24 protein-coding genes and 3 riboswitches are annotated in these 23,269 nt (G+C 36.2%); of the genes, 20 read left to right on the top strand and 4 right to left on the bottom strand.

The window, feature by feature from the left end:
- Positions 1 to 22 precede the first annotated feature (22 nt).
- Positions 23 to 189: riboswitch (Lysine riboswitch) on the bottom strand.
- Positions 190 to 289: 100 nt separating this feature from the next.
- The 20 genes from truB (at position 290) to B096_RS0102500 (ending at position 20,750) form a co-directional block, all read left to right on the top strand.
- On the top strand, positions 290 to 1,123 hold the full coding sequence (truB, locus tag B096_RS0102595) for a tRNA pseudouridine(55) synthase TruB (RefSeq protein WP_018579232.1): 834 nt from the start codon (positions 290 to 292) through the stop codon (positions 1,121 to 1,123).
- Positions 1,123 to 2,061, top strand: coding sequence for a bifunctional riboflavin kinase/FAD synthetase (locus B096_RS0102590; protein ID WP_018579231.1), 939 nt, complete (start codon positions 1,123 to 1,125; stop codon positions 2,059 to 2,061). Before truB ends, B096_RS0102590 begins: the two co-directional genes overlap by 1 nt.
- Positions 2,045 to 3,340, top strand: coding sequence for a methyltransferase RsmF C-terminal domain-like protein (locus B096_RS0102585; protein WP_018579230.1), 1,296 nt, complete (start codon positions 2,045 to 2,047; stop codon positions 3,338 to 3,340). Before B096_RS0102590 ends, B096_RS0102585 begins: the two co-directional genes overlap by 17 nt.
- A gap of 18 nt (positions 3,341 to 3,358) precedes the next feature.
- The gene (locus B096_RS0102580) at positions 3,359 to 3,892 is read left to right on the top strand and encodes a DUF4303 domain-containing protein (protein WP_018579229.1); all 534 of its coding nucleotides are present in this window, start codon (positions 3,359 to 3,361) and stop codon (positions 3,890 to 3,892) included.
- A gap of 241 nt (positions 3,893 to 4,133) precedes the next feature.
- On the top strand, positions 4,134 to 4,463 hold the full coding sequence (locus B096_RS0102575; RefSeq protein WP_018579228.1) for an Asp23/Gls24 family envelope stress response protein: 330 nt from the start codon (positions 4,134 to 4,136) through the stop codon (positions 4,461 to 4,463).
- A gap of 38 nt (positions 4,464 to 4,501) precedes the next feature.
- On the top strand, positions 4,502 to 4,906 hold the full coding sequence (locus B096_RS0102570) for a transcription antitermination protein NusB (protein ID WP_018579227.1): 405 nt from the start codon (positions 4,502 to 4,504) through the stop codon (positions 4,904 to 4,906).
- The gene (xseA, locus tag B096_RS0102565) at positions 4,903 to 6,393 is read left to right on the top strand and encodes an exodeoxyribonuclease VII large subunit (RefSeq protein ID WP_018579226.1); all 1,491 of its coding nucleotides are present in this window, start codon (positions 4,903 to 4,905) and stop codon (positions 6,391 to 6,393) included. The genes B096_RS0102570 and xseA overlap by 4 nt, the downstream gene beginning before the upstream one ends.
- Positions 6,386 to 6,595, top strand: coding sequence for an exodeoxyribonuclease VII small subunit (gene xseB / locus B096_RS0102560; protein ID WP_018579225.1), 210 nt, complete (start codon positions 6,386 to 6,388; stop codon positions 6,593 to 6,595). The genes xseA and xseB overlap by 8 nt, the downstream gene beginning before the upstream one ends.
- Positions 6,588 to 7,427: a polyprenyl synthetase family protein gene (locus B096_RS0102555; RefSeq protein WP_018579224.1), complete on the top strand. Its 840-nt coding sequence runs from the start codon at positions 6,588 to 6,590 to the stop codon at positions 7,425 to 7,427. The genes xseB and B096_RS0102555 overlap by 8 nt, the downstream gene beginning before the upstream one ends.
- A 12-nt stretch (positions 7,428 to 7,439) precedes the next feature.
- A complete protein-coding gene (locus tag B096_RS0102550; protein ID WP_018579223.1) occupies positions 7,440 to 9,218 on the top strand; it encodes a 1-deoxy-D-xylulose-5-phosphate synthase N-terminal domain-containing protein in 1,779 nt (592 codons plus the stop codon).
- Positions 9,219 to 9,233: 15 nt separating this feature from the next.
- Positions 9,234 to 10,889, top strand: a complete 1,656-nt coding sequence (gene recN / locus B096_RS0102545; RefSeq protein WP_018579222.1) for a DNA repair protein RecN — start codon at positions 9,234 to 9,236, stop codon at positions 10,887 to 10,889.
- A complete protein-coding gene (gene dinB, locus B096_RS0102540) occupies positions 10,877 to 12,049 on the top strand; it encodes a DNA polymerase IV (RefSeq protein WP_018579221.1) in 1,173 nt (390 codons plus the stop codon). Before recN ends, dinB begins: the two co-directional genes overlap by 13 nt.
- Complete coding sequence (locus B096_RS0102535) at positions 12,039 to 12,953, top strand: tyrosine-type recombinase/integrase (RefSeq protein ID WP_018579220.1); 915 nt, start codon at positions 12,039 to 12,041, stop codon at positions 12,951 to 12,953. The genes dinB and B096_RS0102535 overlap by 11 nt, the downstream gene beginning before the upstream one ends.
- On the top strand, positions 12,940 to 14,127 hold the full coding sequence (locus tag B096_RS0102530; RefSeq protein WP_018579219.1) for a phosphopentomutase: 1,188 nt from the start codon (positions 12,940 to 12,942) through the stop codon (positions 14,125 to 14,127). Before B096_RS0102535 ends, B096_RS0102530 begins: the two co-directional genes overlap by 14 nt.
- A 45-nt stretch (positions 14,128 to 14,172) precedes the next feature.
- The gene (locus B096_RS0102525; RefSeq protein ID WP_018579218.1) at positions 14,173 to 15,084 is read left to right on the top strand and encodes a hypothetical protein; all 912 of its coding nucleotides are present in this window, start codon (positions 14,173 to 14,175) and stop codon (positions 15,082 to 15,084) included.
- 68 nt (positions 15,085 to 15,152) lie between these two features.
- Positions 15,153 to 15,255, top strand: a riboswitch (purine riboswitch).
- 23 nt (positions 15,256 to 15,278) lie between these two features.
- A riboswitch (purine riboswitch) is annotated at positions 15,279 to 15,376 on the top strand.
- Between the two features lie 47 nt (positions 15,377 to 15,423).
- Complete coding sequence (locus B096_RS0102520; protein WP_018579217.1) at positions 15,424 to 16,260, top strand: ABC transporter permease; 837 nt, start codon at positions 15,424 to 15,426, stop codon at positions 16,258 to 16,260.
- Positions 16,250 to 17,032 carry an ABC transporter permease gene (locus B096_RS0102515; protein ID WP_018579216.1) on the top strand — a complete coding sequence of 261 codons (783 nt, stop codon included), beginning with the start codon at positions 16,250 to 16,252 and terminating at the stop codon, positions 17,030 to 17,032. Before B096_RS0102520 ends, B096_RS0102515 begins: the two co-directional genes overlap by 11 nt.
- Positions 17,029 to 18,036, top strand: a complete 1,008-nt coding sequence (locus B096_RS0102510) for an ABC transporter ATP-binding protein (RefSeq protein WP_018579215.1) — start codon at positions 17,029 to 17,031, stop codon at positions 18,034 to 18,036. The genes B096_RS0102515 and B096_RS0102510 overlap by 4 nt, the downstream gene beginning before the upstream one ends.
- Positions 18,037 to 18,045: 9 nt before the next feature.
- Positions 18,046 to 19,074 carry an ABC transporter substrate-binding protein gene (locus tag B096_RS0102505; protein ID WP_018579214.1) on the top strand — a complete coding sequence of 343 codons (1,029 nt, stop codon included), beginning with the start codon at positions 18,046 to 18,048 and terminating at the stop codon, positions 19,072 to 19,074.
- Positions 19,074 to 20,750 carry an adenine deaminase C-terminal domain-containing protein gene (locus B096_RS0102500; protein ID WP_018579213.1) on the top strand — a complete coding sequence of 559 codons (1,677 nt, stop codon included), beginning with the start codon at positions 19,074 to 19,076 and terminating at the stop codon, positions 20,748 to 20,750. Before B096_RS0102505 ends, B096_RS0102500 begins: the two co-directional genes overlap by 1 nt.
- A 130-nt stretch (positions 20,751 to 20,880) precedes the next feature.
- Here B096_RS0102500 and B096_RS0102495 read toward each other — a convergent pair whose 3' ends face one another.
- The 4 genes from B096_RS0102495 to B096_RS0102480 are packed head-to-tail and all read right to left on the bottom strand — an operon-like array spanning position 20,881 to position 23,223.
- A complete protein-coding gene (locus B096_RS0102495) occupies positions 20,881 to 21,198 on the bottom strand; it encodes a DsrE family protein (RefSeq protein WP_018579212.1) in 318 nt (105 codons plus the stop codon).
- A 10-nt stretch (positions 21,199 to 21,208) separates the two neighbouring features.
- Positions 21,209 to 21,574 carry a PaaI family thioesterase gene (locus B096_RS0102490; protein ID WP_018579211.1) on the bottom strand — a complete coding sequence of 122 codons (366 nt, stop codon included), beginning with the start codon at positions 21,572 to 21,574 and terminating at the stop codon, positions 21,209 to 21,211.
- A gap of 12 nt (positions 21,575 to 21,586) precedes the next feature.
- Positions 21,587 to 22,945: a PFL family protein gene (locus B096_RS0102485; protein WP_018579210.1), complete on the bottom strand. Its 1,359-nt coding sequence runs from the start codon at positions 22,943 to 22,945 to the stop codon at positions 21,587 to 21,589.
- An 8-nt stretch (positions 22,946 to 22,953) separates the two neighbouring features.
- On the bottom strand, positions 22,954 to 23,223 hold the full coding sequence (locus B096_RS0102480; RefSeq protein ID WP_018579209.1) for an ACT domain-containing protein: 270 nt from the start codon (positions 23,221 to 23,223) through the stop codon (positions 22,954 to 22,956).
- Positions 23,224 to 23,269: the final 46 nt, after the last annotated feature.

The raw sequence follows: 23,269 nt of genomic DNA, 5'->3' as shown, positions 1-23,269 counted from the left end.
TAGAGGTCCCAAATTGAAATAAGGATAGTCTAGCTCCACTTCACGAAGGAAGGAGTGTCATAGGTGTTCCCTATAACCCCACAGCAAAAACTTGCGGTTTGTGCCGTTCGGCGATGGTTGCCTTTTTGTACCTTCAAAGCTTGCAAGCTCCAATACATACTAATCTGCATCGCTACCTCTAATATTGTCTTTTAATAGATTAATCATATCACTCAGTGAAATTAAGTCAAGTTTGGTTTTGACTAATTGTGAAAAACCTATATAATTTATAGGTAGAAATGAGGTTCTTATGAACGGTATCTTATGTATCAATAAACCACAGGAAATGACATCCTTTGATGTGGTAGCGAAAGTGCGAAAATTATTAAAAGTAAAAGTAGGGCATAGTGGCACCTTGGACCCAATGGCAACGGGCGTACTAGTGTTGGCTATTAATCAGGCAACCAAGGCACTTCCTTACTTAGGACTCGATGACAAAACGTATCGGGGTAAATGTAAACTTGGAATCAAAACGTCAACCGGCGATATATGGGGTTTGGTTGAGCAAGAGGCGGCGGTACCCGATTTTACGGAGAAAGATGTGCTGGAATGTTTTGAACGCTTGATGGGTCCGCAAACGCAGCGTGTACCGAAAGTATCTGCCAAAAAAATCGATGGTAAAAAATCGTATGAATATGTATTCAATCAAGAAGAAGTGAAACAACTTTATACAGAGATAACGATTTATAAACTTGAATTGCTTAGTATTGTTGGTGATGAAATTGAGTTTCGAGCATTTGTCTCGAATGGGACCTATATCCGAACCCTCTGTGAAGATATTGGTGAACAATTGGGAACTATCGGCACGATGTCCTCGTTAGAGCGTGAGCAAGTAGGTCCGTATCGGATTGAAGATGCGTATACGTTAGAAAGTTTAACTCCAGATATCCCATTGATATCTGTGAAGGATACCATTGCGTTACCTAAAATTGTGAACCCTCGTATGGAAGATTATGTTAAAAATGGTAAAAGGTTGAAATTGAGTATAGATGAAGATCGCGTACTGATTGATACTGGAACGTACTATGCTGTATACGAACGTGAAAAAGAAACTACATTTAAATCAATTAGAGGACTTTGGTAATGAAACAAATAACAATAAGAGATTATTTACAACTGTATCGCAATGAACATCAATTAGCAGCATGTATTGGTTATTTTGATGGGTTACATCGTGGTCACCAAATTTTGATCGAAGAGGCAAGAAAGATTGCGGCTGAAAAAGAACTTGAGACCGCTTTGATTACGTTTGATCCCGATCCGTGGACGGTAATTCATAACAAAACACACGTGAAGCATCTTACACCCATCAAAGAAAAAGTTCGTCTTGCTGAGTCACTTGGAATAGATTATTTAATTACGATTGAATTCACCAAAGACTTATCAAAACTTTCACCCGTTGATTTTATTGAAAAAATTCTAGTCCCTTTGAATGTTAAAACGCTCATTTGTGGCGCAGATTATAAATTTGGTTATCGAGGTAAGGGAACTATTGAGGATTTGAAAAAATATGGACATTATTATTTTGATACTCACGTGGTAGCTTTAGACCGTGTGAATGAACAAAAAATCGGAACTACTGCCATTACACAGGCCATTTTGAATGGGAATATCGAACAAGCAAACCATTTGTTAGGCCGCCCCTATACTATTAGCGGCTTTGTCATTGGCGGACAACATCGTGGGCGAGAGATTGGATTTCCCACTGCAAATATGGATGTTGTCGATGAGTATGTTATTCCAAAACAAGGTGTGTATGCAGGCTATGTTGAAGTGAAAGGGAAGATTTACCAATCTGTCATGAATATTGGTCACAATCCAACATTTAACACAACTGAACATTTATCGATTGAGACATATATTCTTGATTTTGATGAAGTGATCTATGGTGAAATCATCAAGCAATCTTTTATTAAGCGTTTACGTGATGAATTAAAATTTGATTCAATTGATGAACTTGTTGAACAAATGCACCAAGATGTAAGAGAAGCGAGAAAAATATTAGATGAAATTAACCGATGATTACAAAAAAATGCTCATTGAATCTTTCGGTGAAGATTTATATCAAAAAATTGTTGAGGCTTATACCATGGAATCGGTTCACGGGCTGCGATTAAACCCGCTCAAGCCATGTGTGCTTCCATTTTCGGGTGTACCTTCTCGAATTGATCCAACACTACTGATACCGGATGACTATGCAAAAACGGTTACACATCCTTTGAGTCATGCGGGATGCTATTATATTCAAGATCCAACTGCTACAACACCCGTTACAGCTTTGAGTGTTTCCCCAAGTGACATTGTTTTAGATTTGTGTGCTGCACCGGGGGGGAAAACAACCCAAATATTGAGTAATTTGGAATCCGGTTTTCTTATTAGTAATGAGATTGACGGTAAGCGTAACATTAAATTACAACATAACTATGATCGGTGGGGTTCCGAACGCGGTGCTGTTACACAAATGGATACTGATGACCTGGTTCAAATTCTTGAAAATACTTTTGATAAAGTTCTTTTGGATGCACCTTGTAGTGGTGAAGGACTCTATCGTCGCACGCCAGATTTTGCCTTGGAGTATAAATCTACTGAAGCAATTCGATTAAGTACGCTTCAGAAACAGTTACTTGAAAATGCTTTTAAAGCATGTGTCGATGGTGGCGTTGTTGTTTATTCTACCTGTACCTTGAATTTCCATGAAAATGAAGCGGTGATTCTTGATTTTTTAGAAAATCACCCTCAGTGTAGTTTGGAACCGGTTGATTTGCTACAAAAAAATGATGGTTATCAAGGCCTGACAAACAAGGTTGCTCGTTATTTTCCTTCCGCCGATGGTGAAGGCCACTTTATTGCTCGAATACGAATTCACAAAGCAGATAGCACGCGTAATCACTTGAAATTTACACCGCATCAACCTCGAAAATACGATTGCTTTGATCGTAAGATAATGTGTAATATTGTCGAGAGAGGCGATAAGCTCTATGGATTAAAAAATCGTGGCTTTTTAGATCTTCCGCTTCGCATCACACGCGATGGTGTCTTTATGGGAGAACTCAAGAAAAACCGTATTGAATATAGTCATACATTGGCACAATCGGTAAGTTTTTATCATGATTTCGAGCATATTGAAGTTGACTTAGAAACAGCATATCGTTACCTATATGGTCATCCTATTGAAACACCAATTCGAGGCATTCATTGTGTGACATTTGAGGGTCATGCACTGGGCTTTGTTAAGGGAGACGGAAAAAAAGGCAATAACCGTTATCCAAAAGGTTTACGAAATAAATTTGATCGTTATTAAGTAAAGAGGAGGGGTTGTATGGTTGTAAGTAAACGGACTGCAATTGCAAATTTAAAAAAAGAAACAGTATTATTTTTAGAAAATAATCTCGATCATTTTTTAGAAGACAATCCTGGCATGGAATTTTATGCTCTAGCCATCGATGTGAATCCGTTATCAGGAATGTTGAGTCTTTCTTTGAATACTTATTTTGATTTTAAGAAAAAGTTATTACAATACCGCAATCAAGCTGATGATAATCGTTTTGATGAACCTGAAGCTGTAGAAGCTTTGCGATTTACCACAAGCGAATGGCATTATCAGGCTTTTGCCTCAATGTGTCCGTTAGATGAAACACTCTATAATCATTATTTCGTTAATAACTATGAATTATATCTTGAAACAATCGCAATGATTTTGTTAGATTTTAAAACAACACAACAATTTAGAAAAATCCCTAAATGTTCTATGTTTACTGTTCTATGTAAATCTGAAGACGATACTTATCTTACCTCGCTTCAAAGAATGCAAAAAATTGAACGAAAGAAATTAAACGTTAAGGCGAGTTCGTAAAGATATCTTGAGTCTGTAGTAAAGCTTGTGTCATTTTATCGATTTCATCATGCAATCGTGATTGCATCACCGGAATGTGTATCAATATGTTAAAATAGGATTGGAATTGAATTTTAGGTACTAAAGCTTTCACTGAAATATCTAAATTAGTTCTTTCAAATTGATTTTAGACAATCCTTTCAGTGTTCATGCTTTTGTTTAGATTTTTTTTCTGTTATAATTAGTTTAGTAGGTGATAAATATGTCAAATGAATATGTCTTAATTCAAAACGAGGCAACGGGTCTCGGTCAAATTGCAATTTCGAACAATGTTATTAATCATATTGTTCAGATTACAGTGAATGAAAATGATGCTATCTTCTTTGAAGATGGATCAGGGAAAAAATCATTGATCGTTTCAAATGAAAATGGTCATGTAAATGTAGATCTTAAAGTACGCGTAAAATATGGTAAAGATGTGGAACGAGTATGTCGAGCACTACAAACCGATTTACAACGTAACATTGAACTTATGGTTGATTTTAGTAATACTTCAATCAATATCAATGTTGTTGGATTTAAGTTTAATTAGAAGCAGGACTCTGCTTCTTTTACTGTGGAGGGTTTTTTATGGTAATGTCGCGATATAACGAACGACAAAATGCAATGTCAGCAATTTATATTCATCTTTTGAGAGAGCAACCGATGCAAGAAGTTCTTGAAGATAACCGATTTGTTTCAGAAGTGGGAACATTTATCCCGCATTTCAATCTGAAAGACGAAATGTTAGAAGTCGTCATGAGTGTTGAAACCCGAAAGGATATATACTCACGAGCAATCGACCACTATTTAACAAAATGGCGTTTCGATCGTTTAGGGTACATTGAACAAGCGATTCTTCTAATGGCTTGTGCAGAGTTAGAACTCGGCTATCAAGAAAAAGTTATTATTGTTAACGAGGCGGTTAATCTCGCTAAGGATTTTTCAGATGAAGAATCATATAAATTGATAAATGGGGTCATTGATGCATTATGATAACTCAGGATGTAATTACGGTTACAGAATTTGTTAATGAATTAAAAGGTGTTATTGATCAACATCCTTCTTTTAAGAATGTCGCATTAGTCGGTGAGCTTTCGAATTTTAAAGCACATCATAGTGGGCATTTTTATTTTTCTCTAAAGGATGACAAAAGTAGAATAAATTGTGCGATGTTTCGAAGAAGTGCAAGTAAGGTCTTGTTTAAACCAAAAGATGGCGATAAAGTCGTCATTTTTGGACGTTGTGAAGTTTATACTGATACAGGAACTGTACAAATATATGCAGATAAGATGAATCTAGATGGCTTAGGAGATCTTTATATTCAATTTGAGGCACTCAAAAAAGATTATGAGAATCGTGGATATTTTGATGTAAAACATAAAAAAACACTTCCCAAATATCCGAATCGTATTGCGGTAATAGTGGGCGCTAATAGTGCTGCTTATGCGGATATATCACGGACTTTACATGAACGTTGGCCACTTGCTCAACAAGTTGATCTCTTAGCTTATGTGCAAGGTGAATTTGCGACACAAAGTTTAGTTCAACAACTTCATAGAGCGCAAGCAGAAAGCGTCGATACGATCATAATTGGACGTGGGGGCGGATCGATTGAAGATTTGTGGGCTTTTAATACGCCCGAGGTTGTTGAAGCTATTTTCGCAAGTAACATTCCTGTTATCTCAGGGGTCGGACATGAAAGTGACGTTACGCTTTCTGACTTTGTTGCAGACTATCGTGCAGCTACACCGACTGCTGCGGCAGTAGCTGCAACACCAAACTGGATTGAATTGAGTGGTGTGATTCGCGATTATAAAAATCAATACTATCTAGCAGTCCGTAATAAATATATTCGTCGTCTCGGTGATTTAACGAATTTAATTCAAAGCAGTTCCCTCAAAGATCCATTACTATTAATCGAACGTAAACAACAAAAACTCGATACATTAACAATGCGGGTAACACATCAGCAAGTTCTTTTTGATGAATCAAAAAGAACATTATACCTTGTCAATAAACAGATGGAAAATTCCCTAATTTTGAGAATAACCAACGCAAAGAATTTAATCGATCAAAATCTAAGGGAATCTGCGTTACAGGTTCAACAAAGCGTCGTGAAATCACAACACCAAATGGATGCTATTGATTCGCGATTTGATTTGATTTCTCAGTTTATTCAACGAAATATTGATCAAGTGGAAAGCTCGATTGTAATGTTTGATGAACGTTTTCTAGCACAGGCAACCCGTGTTATTAACTTGAAAAAAGAGCGTTTAAACGATATACTTAAGTCATTAAAGTATCGCTCACCCCTCGATGTAATCCAAAGGAATTTAAATCAAGGTTATGTGATTCCGCGTATTGGAAATGAACATATACTTCGAGCTGAATCTATTGAAATTAATGATGAGATGTTACTTGAATTTAAAGACGGTATTGTGACAACACAGGTCATTAGTAAGGAGTCCAAAGATGAATAAGGATTTTAATTTCGAAACTGCAATGGCACGTCTTGCTGAAATTGCAAATGAATTAGAAAAAGATAGTTTACCCCTCGATAAGGCAATATCCCTTTTTGAAGAGGGCTTAAATTTATCGAAACAATGTCAAGAACGCTTAAGCGGGTATGAAAACCAGGTAAAAGAATTAGTTCAGAAACACCAAGGGGAAAACAATGATTAGAGAATTAGATGCTGTATTAGCGACAATTATGGATTACTACCCAATAAATTCGATTGTACGTGAGGCGATGACTTATTCACTTATGAGTGGCGGGAAACGATTGCGTCCTCAGCTTCTTTTAGCAATGTTAAATGATTTTGAAATGGATTATAAAAAGGGGTTGTATCCTGCTTGCGCATTGGAAATGATTCATACATATTCACTGGTTCATGATGATTTACCGGCCATGGATGATGATGATGTGAGACGTTTTAAACCAACGAACCATAAAGTTTTTGGTGAAGGGGTTGCGATTCTCGCGGGCGATGGACTCTTAACGGGTGCCTTTACGGCCTTGTCTCAGTCGCAACTCGATTCGGACACCAAAGCTATGTGTCTTGAAATCTTGGCGCGAAATGCTGGCGCAATTGGTATGATTCTAGGCCAAGAACTGGATATTCATGATCGAATTGATCATATTGATGATTTAATCGCTTGTTATCAACTTAAGACAGGATGTTTATTTGCTGCTGCATTTGAAATGGCAGCAGTAATTGCGGGCAAAGCTACTTATCAGCATTTAGCCCATGACCTCGGATATACTCTAGGTGTTGCTTTTCAATTCCAAGACGACTTATTAGAGGTGACAAAATCTTCGGAAGAAATTGGTAAAAGTAATTTGAGTGATGCTGATCGAAATAAAACTACAGTTGTGAGTTTATTGGGAATTGAAGGTGCCCAAGACCTCACCGAAACATACTTTGTACGAATTAAAGATTTACTAGCTGAAATGAAAATTGAAAATGGAAATCTGAAAATAATTATTGATGAAATGATGAGTCGCGAATTATAGGAGGCACGTCTCTTGTTTGAACAATTTAACGAATCGTATGATTTTAATACTCTAACAATTGATGAATTAGAAAAACTGGGTGATGAAATCGCTGTTTTTCTTGCGTCAGAGACACGTTATGAGGTTGATACAATTATCGAAAATATCAATGTACTTGAAACAACGCTCGCTTTGCACCATGTATTTGACTGGCATCGTGATAATATTATTTTTGACGGTGGTAAACAAGTTATGGTTCATAAAATCTTAACAGGTCGTTCTGATGAACTTTTATTAAGGAACTCGGGGTCGATGTACCTTGATGACCATAAAGAATGTGATCGATATAGTGGTGGGAAGCCTGGAGAAGGGTTGGGAGTCGCTTTAAGTTATGCGATTGAACATCCTAATGTGAATAACGTCATTATTATGAATGATTATGTTTTAAATTATGGTGTTACGTATGAATCTTTGGTTCAAATAAGTCGTTTTAAACCCAATTTAACGATTATTCTAATAGATGAACAACAATCGCTCCTGCGTCACTATAGCTCTATGGATGCACTGATTAAATCCATTCGGATAAGCAAGACATATACTGGTTTAAAAAAAGATATGAAATCTCTTTTAGATTCAAATCCAATAAGTCGTCCAATCTTAACAACACTGACAAAAATCCGCGATGCGGTGAAAGAAACTGTGTTGGAACCAACCATATTTAAACAATTTGGTGTAGACTATCAAGGACCCATTGATGGACAAAATTTAAAAGAGTTAATCCGTGTTTTTGAATTATCAAAAAAATATAAAGGACCTCACGTAATTCATGTACAAACGCGACTTAAAAATAAGAAGCAAAGAAAACTTGAGTTTCCTACGTTTAAAACAGATCATGATCGTGCAGAGAATTATCATTCTTATTTGGAGGCGATTGATTATCAACTCACCGATATTGCACAAGATGATCCCGATTTATACGTTCTTGCAGATGCATTTAAACTGAAGGATTATCTACCAACTTTTGCCTTAACCTGTCCAGAACGATTCATTGCCACTTCTGGCTCAACTCAAGCACTGGTTACCATGGCACATGGGCTGATTCATGATGGAAAACGTGTCGTTCTTTCAATTCATGCATCGCAGTTTGATGGGGTTGTTATGCAATTACGAAATCAATTTGCACTGAAGCAATGTCCCATTACAATAATTATTAATGAAGCAGGGTTAAATCCTGAAGGGGATCTCTATAAACAAGGTGTCTTTGACTTAGGATTATGCAGCAATCTTGCACACTTTAAAGTGTATATGGGAAAATCAATTGTTGATACAATTTCAATTTTGGAGCATGCGGTACTGGCTCATGAAATGAGTATTCTCCGAATTCCGTCTGGACTTGAGTATGTTGAACCCGATACAATTCTTGAACCGGTTGAATCATGGCATGTAGAGCATGCTTTTAGCGAATCCAGTAAAGGTGTTATTTTATCATTTGGTCCTTCCGTCAAGATTCTCAGACAAAGGATTCTTACGAATCAGTTGGATGTAGGTTTAATTAATTGTTCTGAAATTACATCTGTGAGTGCCGATATATTTAAACAAATCATTGATTTAAATCTCAAAATGGTTATTTATGATGTCGAAAGTACAAATGGGATTCTCTATCAAAACATTGTTCGCAAACTTAGAGATCATAATGCGAAAAATGAGTGTATTGATATGCATATTGAATGGCTTCACCTCGATAAAACATCTAAGGATGTAAAATCAGCGCAAAACATGCACATAAACGACGTATTTGATCATTTTTCATAGAATAGGAGGCTTACCATGCTAACTCACTTAACAATCAATAACTTTGTTTTGATACAACATATTTCGGTTGATTTTTCGGATAAGTTTAACGTGTTTACGGGTGAAACAGGTGCTGGTAAGTCACTACTAGTTGATGCAATGAATTTTGTATCAGGTCAACGTAGTGGTGCGAGTATTGTTGGTAAGCATGGAAAGAGTGCGCGTGTCGAAGTTGCTTTTGATCTTTCTAAAGCAACGAACTTAAGACATAAACTTGCAGCGCTTGATATGTATGATCCTGAGGAAGAGTATGCGGTCTTTTCACGTGAGATGAATGAAGAGGGAAGAAGTGTATGTAAAATTAACCAACGTGTTGTTAATCTTTCGACGGTTAAACACGTTCTTGATGGTGTGTTGGATATTCATTCACAACATGAAACACAATATCTCTTAAATCCCAAAAACCATTTACATCTACTTGATGCGTATGCGCAAAATGATAAAGAACGCACAATTTATCGAGAGATTCTTAAGGAATATCATCAAACCTTAAAACGTATTGAAGATCTTAATCATAGCAGTATCAATCCTGACGAAATCGAGTTTGCACGCTTTCAACTTCAAGAAATCCAAGAATTAGATCCAAGTTTTGAGGATTATGAACAAATAAACAATCAATTGGAAACGTTATCACATTTTGAAAAAACAAAATCATTTGTGACTGAATTAGAGGATATATTAGATGGTAATCAGGGTGTTGTAGGTACGTTGTACCAATATCTCGATACGATACAATCGATTCGAAATGAGGAACTTGAGAATCGTTATAAAAATGTATATTACGAAGTGGAAGATATTCGTGATGAACTTGTAAAGTATAACAGTACTCTTATTTTTGATGAATTTGAATTCAATAATTTGCAAAACCGTGGATATCAATATGATCAATTAATCCGTAAATATGGATCACTTGAGGGCATTTTTAATAAAAAAGAACTTTTAATAACGCAGATAAATCAAGCAGAACATTTTGATGATATCAAAATTGATTTAGAAAATGAGCTAAAAGAGATTGATGATCGTCTTAAAATCGCGGCATCAGCATTGACCCAAACACGTTTCGATGCTAAGAATAAGTTGGAAAAAGCTGTGATTGAACAGCTTCGTGATTTATTATTAGAACAAGCTCAATTTGAAGTTGAAATCAAAGAATCGGTGTTCAATCAGGATGGTGCAGAAACTGTACATTTCAACGTTTCAATGAATAAAGGTGTTCCTCCAGCACCCTTGGAACGTGTTGCAAGTGGAGGGGAACTTTCGCGTTTGATGTTAGGTTTAAAAGTTATATTTAGTTCTATTTACGGTGTCTCGACAATTGTTTTTGATGAAATTGATACTGGAGTAAGTGGACGAGTAGCTTTAAAAATCGGTGCTAAAATGAGTCAATTATCCCAAAGTTCTCAAGTTTTAACGATTTCGCATTTAGCTGCAGTTGCCGCGTGTGCTGATCATCATTTCTTAATTTCTAAAAAAGAGATGCATGATGATATCATTACAGACATTAATGAGATTGTTGAAACGGAACGTGTTCGCCAAATGGCTTTAATCATGTCGGGTAATGACACACAAGCTTCTTTGAATTCCGCTAATGAACTCTTAAAAGAAGGGCAATTATTAAAATGGCACAAGTGATTTTTCATATTGATATTAATGCTTTTTATGCAAGCGCACATCTAATCACAGATCCTACTTTATATGGAAAGCCTGTTGCTGTCTGCAGTAATCAACGCGGTTCTGTAGTTACAACGGCCTCTTATGAAGCAAGAGCTTACGGGGTTAACTCTGCAATGCCCTTGGCCCATGCAAAGCGCTTATGTCCGCAATTAGAAGTCATAGAAGTTGATTTCGCGTTATATCAAGATCTTTCTGTCAAATTTATGAACATCATTCGGTCCTATTCAGTTATGATGCAACCGGCAAGTATTGATGAATGTTATGTTGATATGACCGAAGTGATTCAACGATATGAAAAACCACTTGATTTAGCCGTTGAAATTCAAAAAAAAGTTTGGGAAGCATTACGTCTTCCCATTTCTATCGGAGTTGCACCGAATAAGTTTTTAGCGAAAATGGCGAGTGATATGCAGAAACCACGTGGTATCACAGTTTTACGTATTCGAGAAGTGCCGCAAAAGCTATGGCCGATGCCCATTGAAGCGATGCACGGTATCGGTAAAAAAACTGTTCCACGATTAAAAACGCTTGGAATTAATACCATTGGGGATTTAGCAAGTCAAAATCCGGATCACTTAAAATCTATTTTGGGTATTAATGCTGTGAGTTTTGTAGAGAAAGCAAAAGGTTATGACTACTCTGTAATTGATACGGATATAATGATGAAGTCAATTGGCCAATCTAAAACATTTAAAGATCCGATGACTGATCTTGATGAAATTCGAACTGCGATTTTAAATGAACTCGATGAGGTAGTTAGGCGGATGGAAAAGCGGGGTATGCTTGGAAAGACAATCTCTTTATCAATTCGTTTAGATGACTATAAAACAGCTGCTCGATCCTATACGTTTGAAAACTATATATCTGACAAAAATATGATGTTTGAACGAATTATGAGTCTCTATGATGAGTTTGAAGGCGCCGGTGGTGTTACATTCATTGCAGTTACAATGGCAAATTTAATGCCGCAAGATGAAGTTATTGAGCAACTCAATATTTTTGACGATTTGGAAGAAATTACTGTCAATGATATCATTCAACGTCTTAATAAGGAGCTTAAACAAGATTTATTTAAAACAACACGTTCCGTTTTAAAGGAGCAAATTCATGAAGAATAAAGTAGATGGTTTTATTCATTATATTCAATTTATCGATCCCAAATCAACGCTTACGGTTGCTTCTTATCGTAATGATTTAAATCATTACATCAACTACTTGAACAAAAATGAAGTTGAAACCCTTAACGACGTTGAAGCACAAACCATTAGAAAATACATTCATGAGCTTAAAGAAGACTATGCAATGTCTACGATTCAACATAAAATTGTTGTAGTAAGACAATTTCATCAATATCTATTAAACAGTGGTCAGCTTAATCATGATCCAACGACTTTTATTTCGCTGAAAAATAAAGGTACGAGGCTTCCAAATACCGTATCTGAGGAAACAATCAATATTCTGTTTTCTTTTGAACGTCGCGAGGGAAAAGACTATCTTGATTATGCAATTCTAATGTTATTATACCGATGTGGACTTCGTGTTTCTGAATGTGTAAATTTAGAATTTTCGCAATTATACCGAGATCAACAATGGTTGCGTATTCTGGGCAAAGGAAATAAGGAACGTATGATTCCGCTTGCATCCGATGCACTTTGTGCAATTAATGAATATATCGATGTGATTCGCCCACAGTGGTCCATTCAACAAACAGAACACATTTTTATTAACGCAAAAGGCAAGGTAATTTCAAGACAATACATTGATTCTATGATAAAATCTAGATGTAAAGAGATGGGGATTATGACACCTATTTCAGCACATACTTTGCGACACAGTTTCGCAACAGCTATCTTAGACACAGGCGTAGACTTGCGTATTATTCAAGAACTCCTCGGTCATCAAGATATCTCAACAACCCAGATTTATACCCATGTTAATAAAACGACATTAAAACGTGAGTATGATCAATTTTTAAAAGGTGGTTTTTCGAATCAAGGAGGGAATAGAGATGAAGAAATTTGATCGAATTATTACAGTAGTTATGGACTCAGTTGGAGCCGGTGCAGCACATGATGCTGATAAATTTGGTGATGTGGGAACCGATACATTAGGCCACATTGCCGATGCAATGAATGGATTGAATATGCCGAATATGCAAAAACTCGGTTTAGGAAATTTACATAATATTAAAGGTGTTGATAAGGTCGATGCTCCTGCCGCATATTACACAAAAATGATTGAAGCATCTAATGGAAAAGATACAATGACCGGTCACTGGGAAATGATGGGTCTCTATATCGAAAATCCATTTATTACTTTTACAGAATCAGGTTTTCCAAAAGAACTTTTGGATGAACTTGAAGCACGCACAGGCTACGGTATCATTGGTAATAAAGCCGCAAGTGGTACTGAGATTTTAGATGAACTTGGTGAAGAACACATGGCAACAAAAAAAATGATTGTCTACACTTCTGCGGATTCTGTATTACAAATTGCTGCTCATGAAGATGTTTTTGGTCTTGATGAACTCTACCGTTGCTGTGAAATTGCACGTGAATTGACTATGAAAGATGAATGGAAAGTTGGTCGTGTTATTGCGCGTCCGTTTATTGGAACTGGCAAGGGTGCTTTCCAACGCACATCAAATCGTCATGATTATGCTCTTAAACCATTTGGAAAAACTGCACTTGATTCACTAAAAGAAAATGGTAATGATGTAATCAGCGTGGGTAAGATTGTTGATATTTTTGATGGGGAAGGGATTACAGAAGCATTCCGTACAAAGAGCAACCAACATGGTATGGAAGAAACAATCCGCATCACAAAGGATCATAATTTTAATGGCTTTATGTTTGTTAACCTTGTTGATTTTGATGCCATGTATGGTCATCGTCGCAATCCAATCGGTTATGGGGAGGCATTGGAAGCCTTTGATGTTCAATTAGGTACATTACTACAATACATCGGTGATCGTGATCTATTAATCATCACTGCTGATCATGGAAATGATCCAACTCATACTGGTTCAGACCATACCCGTGAGGAAGTTCCGGTGCTTTACTATTCACCTTCTCTCGAAGGAAGTGGACTCTTAGAAAAGAACAAAACATTCTCAGATTTGGGTGCAACAATAGTTGATAATTTCGGAGCAAAACCAACTGCTTATGGAAAATCAGTCCTAGATCAACTTAAATAATTAAGCGCCAGGTAACTGGCGTTTTTTAAAAAAAGAGGTGGGTTTATGAATATTTTAGAGTTTTGCGATGCTGTAAATGTAATTAAAGGTTATGTCCTCTATGATCCTATTCAAAATCTGCGTGAACAGGCTTATAATCCTGAATCATTAGCGAATCTAATTCGAGAGGGTGAGCGTATTTTTGTTGCGGATTTGAATGTAGAAGAGCGATATCAACTTAATTACAATCTCGCATACCTTTATCGCATTGATCACAAATATCAAGACGCTCTTTATTACACAGAAAAATGTATTGATTATGCTCATGGTACAACCGAGAGTGCGCTGTTAATTTCAAATCTAATTGATAAAGCGATTCTCTTAAAGTGTTTAAAACATTACGAAAAATCAATCGAGCTTTTTAATGTTATTGAAACAAAAATTAACGATACGAATCAAGATAGACTCCTTAGCAATGTTTATCATGAGCGCGCGAAATGTTTGCTTGAAATTAATGAGTTTACACAGGCACAGGTATATTTCGAGAAAGCGCTGGACTTACGTATGTCGAACAATCAGTTGGATTTAATTGATGAAACAGAAGAAGCTTTGGACTACGTGCGTTCTATAGAATTCAAACTCATCAATGGTAATGAGTTTCCCATATATATGGATGACATGGTTCTTGTAGATGCCTATTATGTCCCTGTGGATACTGTAGAGTCGTATAAGCGTGACCGAGAGTTTTTTGCAATGAAAGCTCAGGATGTTTTTAGCCAATTTTGTAGCCATGTCGAACGGAAATGGGCTAATACTGAGGAAGGTGAGGCTATTGTAGGGTATGACAGTGAGAATCGAGTTGTTGCATTAGTTTATCTAAATCCGAAAGGGATTGAACAGATGCTATATGCGTACAATAATCATGAGTTAGAATCATACCTTTTAAATCTTAATCAACTCAGTAATAACATTCATTAACAAGACCTTCGTGTCTTGTTTTTTTTTATTTTCTTAATAACACTTGATTAAACAGTAATGCATGCTATAATATCCTTGTTTTTACGAATCGTATATCATCACTAATATGGAGTGATAGTTTCTAGCCGATACCATTGAAAATTTCGGACTACGATAGGAAAGTTTTTTTCCTATTGGTAAAAACTTTTTTTATATTAAAATAGAATCTTTTTTATCATATATGTGTCTAATAAGGAGACACGTTTCTACCTGATACCGTAAATGTCAGACTATGATAGAGAGTGTTTTTTAGCTTTCTATCATGTTGATAGAAAGCTTTTATTTTGCTAGGAGGCGTTCATGAAACGTTTTAAACAACCGATGTATGTGTTGCCGGGACTGATTCTTGTTTTACTTTGCATGGTGGTCCCACTTGTAATGATTATTGTTCCCACATTTTTCAATAATGGAATTACACTTCAAAACTATACATCAATTCTTTCGGATCCGTTCTATCAGAGTATTTTGATACGAACAATTCGAATCGGTCTCATTACCACAGGAATCTGTTTGGTACTGGGATTTCCAACTGCCTATTTTATTATATCTGGATCAGAGTTACGTCGTAAAATCACCATGGCGTTAGTCTTATTCCCTTTATTTACAAATGCAGTGATTAGAGGTTTTGCTTGGATTACCATCTTAGGGAAGAATGGTTTTTTTAATCAAATATTGATAGGACTTCGAATAATCCAGGAACCAATTGGATTTATGTATACAGAATTTTCTATCATTGTTGGATCCGTATATTTGTTTTTACCAGTGATGGTAAATACTTTAGTTTCTGTACTTTCACAAATTGACGGGAAACTGATTGAAGCTGCACAAACATTGGGAGCGAGTAGTCGATCAATATTTAAAGAAATTATCTTGCCCCTCGCATTTCCAGGAATCGTTCTTGGAGCGGTGTTAGTCTTTACAGGTACAATTAGTGCCTATGTCACTCCCTCATTACTTGGAGGCAATAAAAACATGATGCTTTCGACACTATTGTATCAACAAGCAAATGAACTTATGAATTGGAATGCTGCAAGCGTATTTGCTTTAATTATGATTGTCTTATCTGCGGGTATTATGAAAATCATGACTTCTTTAAGTCATCTTATAGATAAGAGAGGGTTGAGCAATGAAGAATAATAAGACGCTAAATGTGTTTGCTTATCTTGGGCTTACATTTATTGCTTTACCACTTATTGTAATTACTGTTACAGCATTTGGTAGTGCACCAATCATCGAGTTTCCAATACAAGGATTTACCTTTAAATGGTTTATCGAAGTATTTCAATCAAGCGTGTTTATGGATAGTTTTGGTTTGAGTTTAAAAATATCAGTATGTGCCACAGTTTTATGTTTAATCATCGCTATTCCAGCATCATATGCACTTGTTGTGAACCATGGAAAGGTCTGTGAACGGATTAAAGAAATATTCTTATCACCATCCTTAATACCTTCAATTGTACTGGCATATGCACTATTCCAATTTCTCATAATTAGAATGAAATTGCCGCTCAATGTCGCACTAATTATAGGACATATGCTTATCGTATTTCCCTACACAATTCGTATCATATGTGCATCACTCAATGACTTTGATATGTGTATTCATGAAGCTTCAGTAATACTTGGTTGTGGGCCATTAGAAGGATTTATGAAAGTTGTACTACCAAATATCAAAGACGCAATTCTATCTGCAAGCATTATGGGTTTTATCAATTCATTTAATAATTTGCCGATTTCTATGTTTCTTAAAGGACCAGGTATGAATACGTTACCGGGAGCACTGATGAACCATATCGAGTATAATTTTGACCCTATAGTGAGTGCATTGTCTGTGATATTAATGATATTTACAGTCGTCTTAATGGTAGTTATGGACAAAGGTTTTAGCAGAAGAGGAGCAAAATCATGATAAGTTTTGCAGTTTTAGATCAAATCAGTGTTTCATATGATGGTAAGAATGACATCTTACATAATTTAGATTTAGCCATCCATGAAGGGGAGTTGTTGTCGCTTTTAGGTCCTTCAGGATGTGGTAAATCGACAACCCTAAGAACAATTGCTGGATTTAATCCAATTAAATCGGGTGTATTCAAGGTTGCGGATACAATCATGAATGATGTTAAGGTGAATGAACGTGATTTTGGAATGGTATTTCAAAGCTATGCGCTATTTCCACACTTAAATATTCGCGAAAATATAGCATTTGGCTTAAAACAGCGAAAAATGGATACTGAGCTCATTCAAAAAGAAGTTGATGCAATGGCCCTAACTTGTGGTCTAGAAGCTTTATTAGACCGCTTTCCAAATCAACTCTCCGGTGGACAACAACAACGTGTTGCTTTGGCCCGTGCATTAGTCATTAAACCAAAGTTACTTCTATTAGATGAACCTTTAAGCAATCTTGATGCACAACTTAGAGTACAGATGCGTGAAGAAATTCGCCGAATCCAACAAGAACTTAAAATAACGACAATTTTTGTAACACATGATCAAGATGAATGCTTTGCAATCAGTGATCGTGTCGCAATCATGAATCATGGAAAAATAGAGCAATTGGATACCCCAGAAGTTATTTATTCAAAACCTAAAACCCAGTACGTTGCGGAATTTGTTGGTTTTGAGAACATTAAGTCTATTTCATCAATGGCTACACTGAATAACGGAAGGGGATTGATTACCGAATGTGATCAAAGTGATTTTGAAACCTTCTGTATTCGTCCGACGGATATTAAAATCGGTCGCGGAATAAATGAAGTTGAGGGGATAGTCGAAACAATCTCATATTTAGGAAGTTGTTATCAATATCGAATCAGCTCATCTTACGGTGAGTTTAAGATATGTGTTAAAGATAAGTTCGAACTTAAATCTTCAGTTCCATTTCGATTGGATCCTGAAGCCATTATTGTTATCTAGGAGGAAAAGATGAAAAAAACAATATATTTATTAGTTTTACTTTTAGTTTTAGGAGGGTGTTCAAGCAATAACGAAACAAAAGAACTCGTTGTTTCATCATGGGGATTAAGTGAAGACATCTTACGTACGGAAGTTTATAAACCGTTTGAAGAGGCAAATAATTTGAAAATCGTATTGGATAGCGGTAGTACATCTGAACGCTACTCAAAATTCAGCAGTGGTGATAACAGTAATATCGATGTTATTGAACTATCACAAAAAGCAGCGGATGATGGTTATCAAGCAGATCTTTTTGAAAAATTAGACCCATCAAAACTTTCAAATTTCGATGCCCTCATTGATGCAGCACAAGAAGTAACGCGTCGAGGTTATGGCGTTCCCTACACAATTAACAGTATTGGTATTGTGTACAATGAAGAGACTGTTAGTGAACCAATCAATAATTGGGCTGATTTATGGCGATCTGATCTACAAGATAAAGTTGCAATTCCAGAAATATCATCGACCTTTGGACCATCAATGGTTCAAATGGCTAATGATTATGTAGGTGGAGATTTAGTAAATGACCAAGGGGAAGCAGCGTTTAAAGGTCTTGAAACACTAAAACCAAATATTAAGAAAACCTATAAAAAATCATCTGACTTATCGGTAATGATGAGTACGGGGGAAATTGATGTCGCAGTAGTTGGGGATTTCGGATTTGATGTCATCAAGAAATCAGTTCCGAGTGCAAAACTTGTTTTTCCAACAACCGGAACTTATGCAAATTTTAATACCATTGAAATCAATAAAAATTCCAAAAATAAAGATTTAGCATACAAATTTGTCGATTGGCGTTTAAGTCAAGAATTACAAGAAAAAACTGCGGGTGCACTAAATGAAGCTCCAGTGAATAAAAATGTAGTATTAACCGATGATGTTGCGCAAAATAAAACATATGGAATTATTGCGGAACATGCTAAAACGCTTAATTACGAAATCATCAACCCATTAATGCCTCAATGGATTGACCGCTATAATCGATTGATGAATCAATAATGATTACAAAATTTACAGGTGCAAACCTATATAACACATCGCAGCGTCGATTTGAGAAAGGTGATCTCTACATTAAAGATGCAATAATTTACCACATTGGTGAGGCTGATATTATTGCGGATTATGAGGTCAATGCAGAGGGGAAGTGGATTTTGCCGGGCTTAATTGATATTCATATGCATATTGAAAGTTCGATGACAAATCCAGTTGAGTTTTCCAAAACTGTGCTTCCAATGGGAACAACAACCGTTGTTGCAGATGCCCATGAAGTCGGTAATGTATTTGGTTATGAAGGACTCGTTGATTTTATGGATTTTAAAACAAACCTCGATATATTTTATGCAATACCATCTTCTGTTCCGTCAACCAACCCAAATCTTGAAACAACTGGTGGTCTTGTGAATGAAGAAACAGTTATTAAGCTTTCAAAACATCCAAAAGTGATTGCCTTAGGAGAAATCATGAACTTTAAGGATGTTATTGCAGAAGAATCAACATTAACTCGTCGTATTATTGAAACTTTTAAAAAGTGCAATCCAGGGGCTCCGATTGAAGGTCATATACCACGGATTTCGGGGTTAGAACTTTCACGTTTCATTCAAGAAGGAATCGGCTCTGATCATACACTTCAAACAAAAGAATCAATTTTAGAACGAACCCGCTTGGGTATTTTAGTTCAAATGCAAGAGAAATCAATTAATCGAGAAACGATAGCTACACTTTGTAATTATAATTTACACGGTAGTTTCTGTCTTGTTACCGATGATGTGATGCCGGATGATCTCTTGAATAAGGGACATTTAAATCATGTTATTAAACGATCAATTGCCTGTGGTATGCCTTGTGAAGATGCAATTTATGCGGCTACTTATGTTGCTGCACAACGCATGAACTTGTTTGATCGAGGTGTTTTATCACCTGGAAAGATAGCTGATATTATCATTCTTGATGAATTGGATACTTTTAAGATTAGTTCGGTCTACAAAAAGGGAAGAAATGTGAGTTCTTTACCTGAAGAAAAGTTTAACTTCAATAAATCTTATATTTACAACACAATTTGTCGAAACTATGTAAAAGAATCTGATTTCACTTCTCAAATTTCTGGTTTAACCAGTGAACGCCAACGAGTACGTGTCATGCATCGTGAAATCAGCAATACTTTTACAGATGAAAAAATAATTGATGTACCAGTAAGGGAAGGGGTCTTACAATGGGAAGAAGTAGGATTATCAATGATAGCTGTTATTGAGCGATATGGCCATAATGATCCGATCACCGTTGGCTTTGTAGATAATGGATTTACGAAATGTGGCGCAGTAGCAACGTCATGGACACACGATCATCATAATATTCTCGTAATGGGAACTTCAATTGATGAAATTGTAACTGCTGTAAATCAAGTCATTGAGATGCAAGGCGGTATCGTTTCAAGTATAAGTCATACAGTAAATCGGGTACCATTGACCTATGGTGGAATTATATCAGTTGATAGCATGGAAACACTTGCTGAAGAAGTTAGTCAAATTCGCACGGATTTAAGTGATTTAGGTTATGTGGCGGAAAATGAATTGATGAGTTTCTCGGTATTAGGACTGCTTGTATCACCAAGTCTTAAAATATCAGATAAAGGTTATGTTGATGTACGAACGCAACAAATTAAACCTATATTTGAATAAGTTGAATTTTACATAATATACATTATGCGAAGTAACGGAGATTATTATAAAAAACTCAGAATATATAGCTTCTGAGTTTTTTATGTTTTAACTGTAATGTTCTAGGTTATTCTATATTTTCGTTAAAAAATTAAGGTTTAATGTAAGAAAATCCTTCATTCTGTTTTTTAATAAGTTCAAAAACACCAGTTGGGACAACCACAACGCCTTGCGGTAAAATGCTGCTGTCAATACCATGTGCACGTAATGAGTTCGCACATGCACTTATTTTTGTACCGTGATTCAACAAGTCGGTTATTTTAGATACATCATCACGTATGAGTAATTGAATTGCATCACCATTGATTAATAATTCCACAATACCAATAAATTCAGTTCTCAAATTTTTGATATTTGCATAACAGTGATCAAAACGTTCTAACTGATTCAAATGAAAGATAACATTCATCATAGACTCCTTAATTAACGCGATACATGGTAAATGTGCCACTATCACATAGTCGTTCTGCATCATCGTATATTTTAATATCTACAACACAGGTTTTACGAGTTCGACTTAGGACAGTTCCTATGCATGTAAGCGTTCCAGATTGAATACCAGACATATAGTTTATATTAGCGTTTAATGTAACATAGTTATCGCCACGACTACTTGCAGTATAACCAGCAGTAGAATCCGCTAGGCTAAAGTATAAACCACCATGCACATAACCATAGTAATTCATCGACGCATCCGTAATATTAACGATACACTTCGCATAATCTTCTTTAACTTCAATACATTCAATATTATTAACAGACATAAAATCTAATTTTTGATTCATTATAAACTCCTACTAATTTTTAAAACTGTGTATTGGTGCTGGAATACGGCCACCACGATCTATAAAGCGTTCACAGCTAAAAGGATTAACCTTCATTATAGGAGCATAACCTAATAGACCTCCAAATTCAACTGTTTCGCCTACCCCTTTACCATAAACTGGAATAATACGAACAGCCGTTGTTTTGTTATTAACCATACCAATAGCTGCTTCATCACCGATGATACCTGAAATGGTCGATGCAGGTGTATCACCTGGGATTGCCACCATATCGAGTCCTACAGAGCACACACAGGTCATTGCTTCCAGTTTTTCAAGGGTTAAAGCTCCCTTTTCGACTGCAGCTATCATTGCGTGGTCTTCACTTACAGGAATAAATGCACCGCTCAGTCCTCCAACGTAGGATGATGCCATTACGCCACCTTTTTTAACATTATCATTCAATAAGGCAAGTGCAAGTGTTGTTCCGGGTGCACCAGGTTCTTCAAGACCCATTTCTTGGAATATTTCCCCAATACTATCACCGATTGCAGGTGTTGGTGCAAGAGATAAATCAATGATCCCAAAAGGATATCCGAGTCTTTTTGAAGCTTCTTGAGCGATTAACTGCCCAACTCGAGTAATCTTAAATGCTGTTTTCTTAATTTCTTCACACAATGTCTCAAAATCACGACCACGAACGGACTCGAGTGCACATTTTACGACACCAGGACCACTTACACCAACATTGATAACCGTATCTGCTTCACCAACCCCATGATATGCGCCTGCCATAAAAGGATTATCTTCCACAGAGTTACAAAAAATAACGAGTTTCGCACAACCAATTGACTCTCGGTCTCCCGTTAAACGCGCACAATCAAGAACTGTTTGCCCCAACTGTTTGACAACATCCATATTTATACCATTTCGACTCGTTCCGATATTGACACTTGCGCAAACGCGATCTGTAACAGCAAGTGCTTCAGGAATACTATCGATAAGTACTTGGTCAGAATATGTACAACCTTTTTGAACGATAGCACTAAAACCACCAATAAAGTCAACTCCAACTTCTTTAGCTGCTTTATCAAGTATTTTTGCGGTTGATACGTATGAAGTCGCTTTGCATCCTGATGCAGCAATGGCGATCGGTGTGATCGAAATGCGTTTATTTACGACTGGGATTCCAAATTCATGTGCTATCTCATCGCCCACTTTTACTAAATCTTTTGCATGTGTAACAATTTTTTGATAGATTTTTTCATTAAAACGGTCTAGGTCGGAATCAGCACAGTCTAGTAGACTAATTCCCATTGTAATTGTTCTTACATCCAAGTTTTGATTTGAAATCATTTCTTGAGTTTCTTGAATTTCTAAATGATTAAGCATAAATCCTCCTAAATTCGATGCATCGAGGTAAAGATATCCTCGCGTTGCATCGTAATATTTACACCTAATTCTTGCGCAAGGTTATCAAGACCGTGCGTTAATGCGTCAAAGGGTAAATCACATTGTGATAAGTCCACGATCATTAGCATATTAAAATAGGCATCGACGATTGTTTGACTGATGTCGAGCACATTTATAGTTGCATTTGATAAATAATTGCATACACCGGAAATAATTCCGACCTTATCTTTTCCTACTACAGTTATAATTGCTTTCATATGTCACCTCTCGTTAATATTCTATCATATTCATTTTAAAATATGA

It is taken from the genome of Erysipelothrix tonsillarum DSM 14972, assembly GCF_000373785.1.
Lineage (GTDB): Bacteria > Bacillota_I > Bacilli_A > Erysipelotrichales > Erysipelotrichaceae > Erysipelothrix > Erysipelothrix tonsillarum.
This window is presented reverse-complemented; position numbering and strand designations above follow the sequence as displayed.

Bases quoted from the DNA above. Each gene is read 5' to 3' on its own strand.
- B096_RS0102505 (WP_018579214.1), top strand. From the start codon at position 18,046: ATGAAAAAAACAATATATTTATTAGTTTTACTTTTAGTTTTAGGAGGG.
- B096_RS0102535 (WP_018579220.1), top strand. From the start codon at position 12,039: ATGAAGAATAAAGTAGATGGTTTTATTCATTATATTCAATTTATCGAT.
- B096_RS0102590 (WP_018579231.1), top strand. From the start codon at position 1,123: ATGAAACAAATAACAATAAGAGATTATTTACAACTGTATCGCAATGAA.
- xseB (WP_018579225.1), top strand. From the start codon at position 6,386: ATGAATAAGGATTTTAATTTCGAAACTGCAATGGCACGTCTTGCTGAA.
- B096_RS0102490 (WP_018579211.1), bottom strand. From the start codon at position 21,574: ATGAATCAAAAATTAGATTTTATGTCTGTTAATAATATTGAATGTATT.
- B096_RS0102500 (WP_018579213.1), top strand. From the start codon at position 19,074: ATGATTACAAAATTTACAGGTGCAAACCTATATAACACATCGCAGCGT.
- B096_RS0102555 (WP_018579224.1), top strand. From the start codon at position 6,588: ATGATTAGAGAATTAGATGCTGTATTAGCGACAATTATGGATTACTAC.
- B096_RS0102525 (WP_018579218.1), top strand. From the start codon at position 14,173: ATGAATATTTTAGAGTTTTGCGATGCTGTAAATGTAATTAAAGGTTAT.
- recN (WP_018579222.1), top strand. From the start codon at position 9,234: ATGCTAACTCACTTAACAATCAATAACTTTGTTTTGATACAACATATT.
- B096_RS0102530 (WP_018579219.1), top strand. From the start codon at position 12,940: ATGAAGAAATTTGATCGAATTATTACAGTAGTTATGGACTCAGTTGGA.
- B096_RS0102585 (WP_018579230.1), top strand. From the start codon at position 2,045: ATGAAATTAACCGATGATTACAAAAAAATGCTCATTGAATCTTTCGGT.
- B096_RS0102485 (WP_018579210.1), bottom strand. From the start codon at position 22,945: ATGCTTAATCATTTAGAAATTCAAGAAACTCAAGAAATGATTTCAAAT.
- dinB (WP_018579221.1), top strand. From the start codon at position 10,877: ATGGCACAAGTGATTTTTCATATTGATATTAATGCTTTTTATGCAAGC.
- B096_RS0102480 (WP_018579209.1), bottom strand. From the start codon at position 23,223: ATGAAAGCAATTATAACTGTAGTAGGAAAAGATAAGGTCGGAATTATT.
- B096_RS0102520 (WP_018579217.1), top strand. From the start codon at position 15,424: ATGAAACGTTTTAAACAACCGATGTATGTGTTGCCGGGACTGATTCTT.
- truB (WP_018579232.1), top strand. From the start codon at position 290: ATGAACGGTATCTTATGTATCAATAAACCACAGGAAATGACATCCTTT.
- B096_RS0102575 (WP_018579228.1), top strand. From the start codon at position 4,134: ATGTCAAATGAATATGTCTTAATTCAAAACGAGGCAACGGGTCTCGGT.
- B096_RS0102510 (WP_018579215.1), top strand. From the start codon at position 17,029: ATGATAAGTTTTGCAGTTTTAGATCAAATCAGTGTTTCATATGATGGT.
- B096_RS0102495 (WP_018579212.1), bottom strand. From the start codon at position 21,198: ATGAATGTTATCTTTCATTTGAATCAGTTAGAACGTTTTGATCACTGT.
- B096_RS0102515 (WP_018579216.1), top strand. From the start codon at position 16,250: ATGAAGAATAATAAGACGCTAAATGTGTTTGCTTATCTTGGGCTTACA.
- xseA (WP_018579226.1), top strand. From the start codon at position 4,903: ATGATAACTCAGGATGTAATTACGGTTACAGAATTTGTTAATGAATTA.
- B096_RS0102570 (WP_018579227.1), top strand. From the start codon at position 4,502: ATGGTAATGTCGCGATATAACGAACGACAAAATGCAATGTCAGCAATT.
- B096_RS0102580 (WP_018579229.1), top strand. From the start codon at position 3,359: ATGGTTGTAAGTAAACGGACTGCAATTGCAAATTTAAAAAAAGAAACA.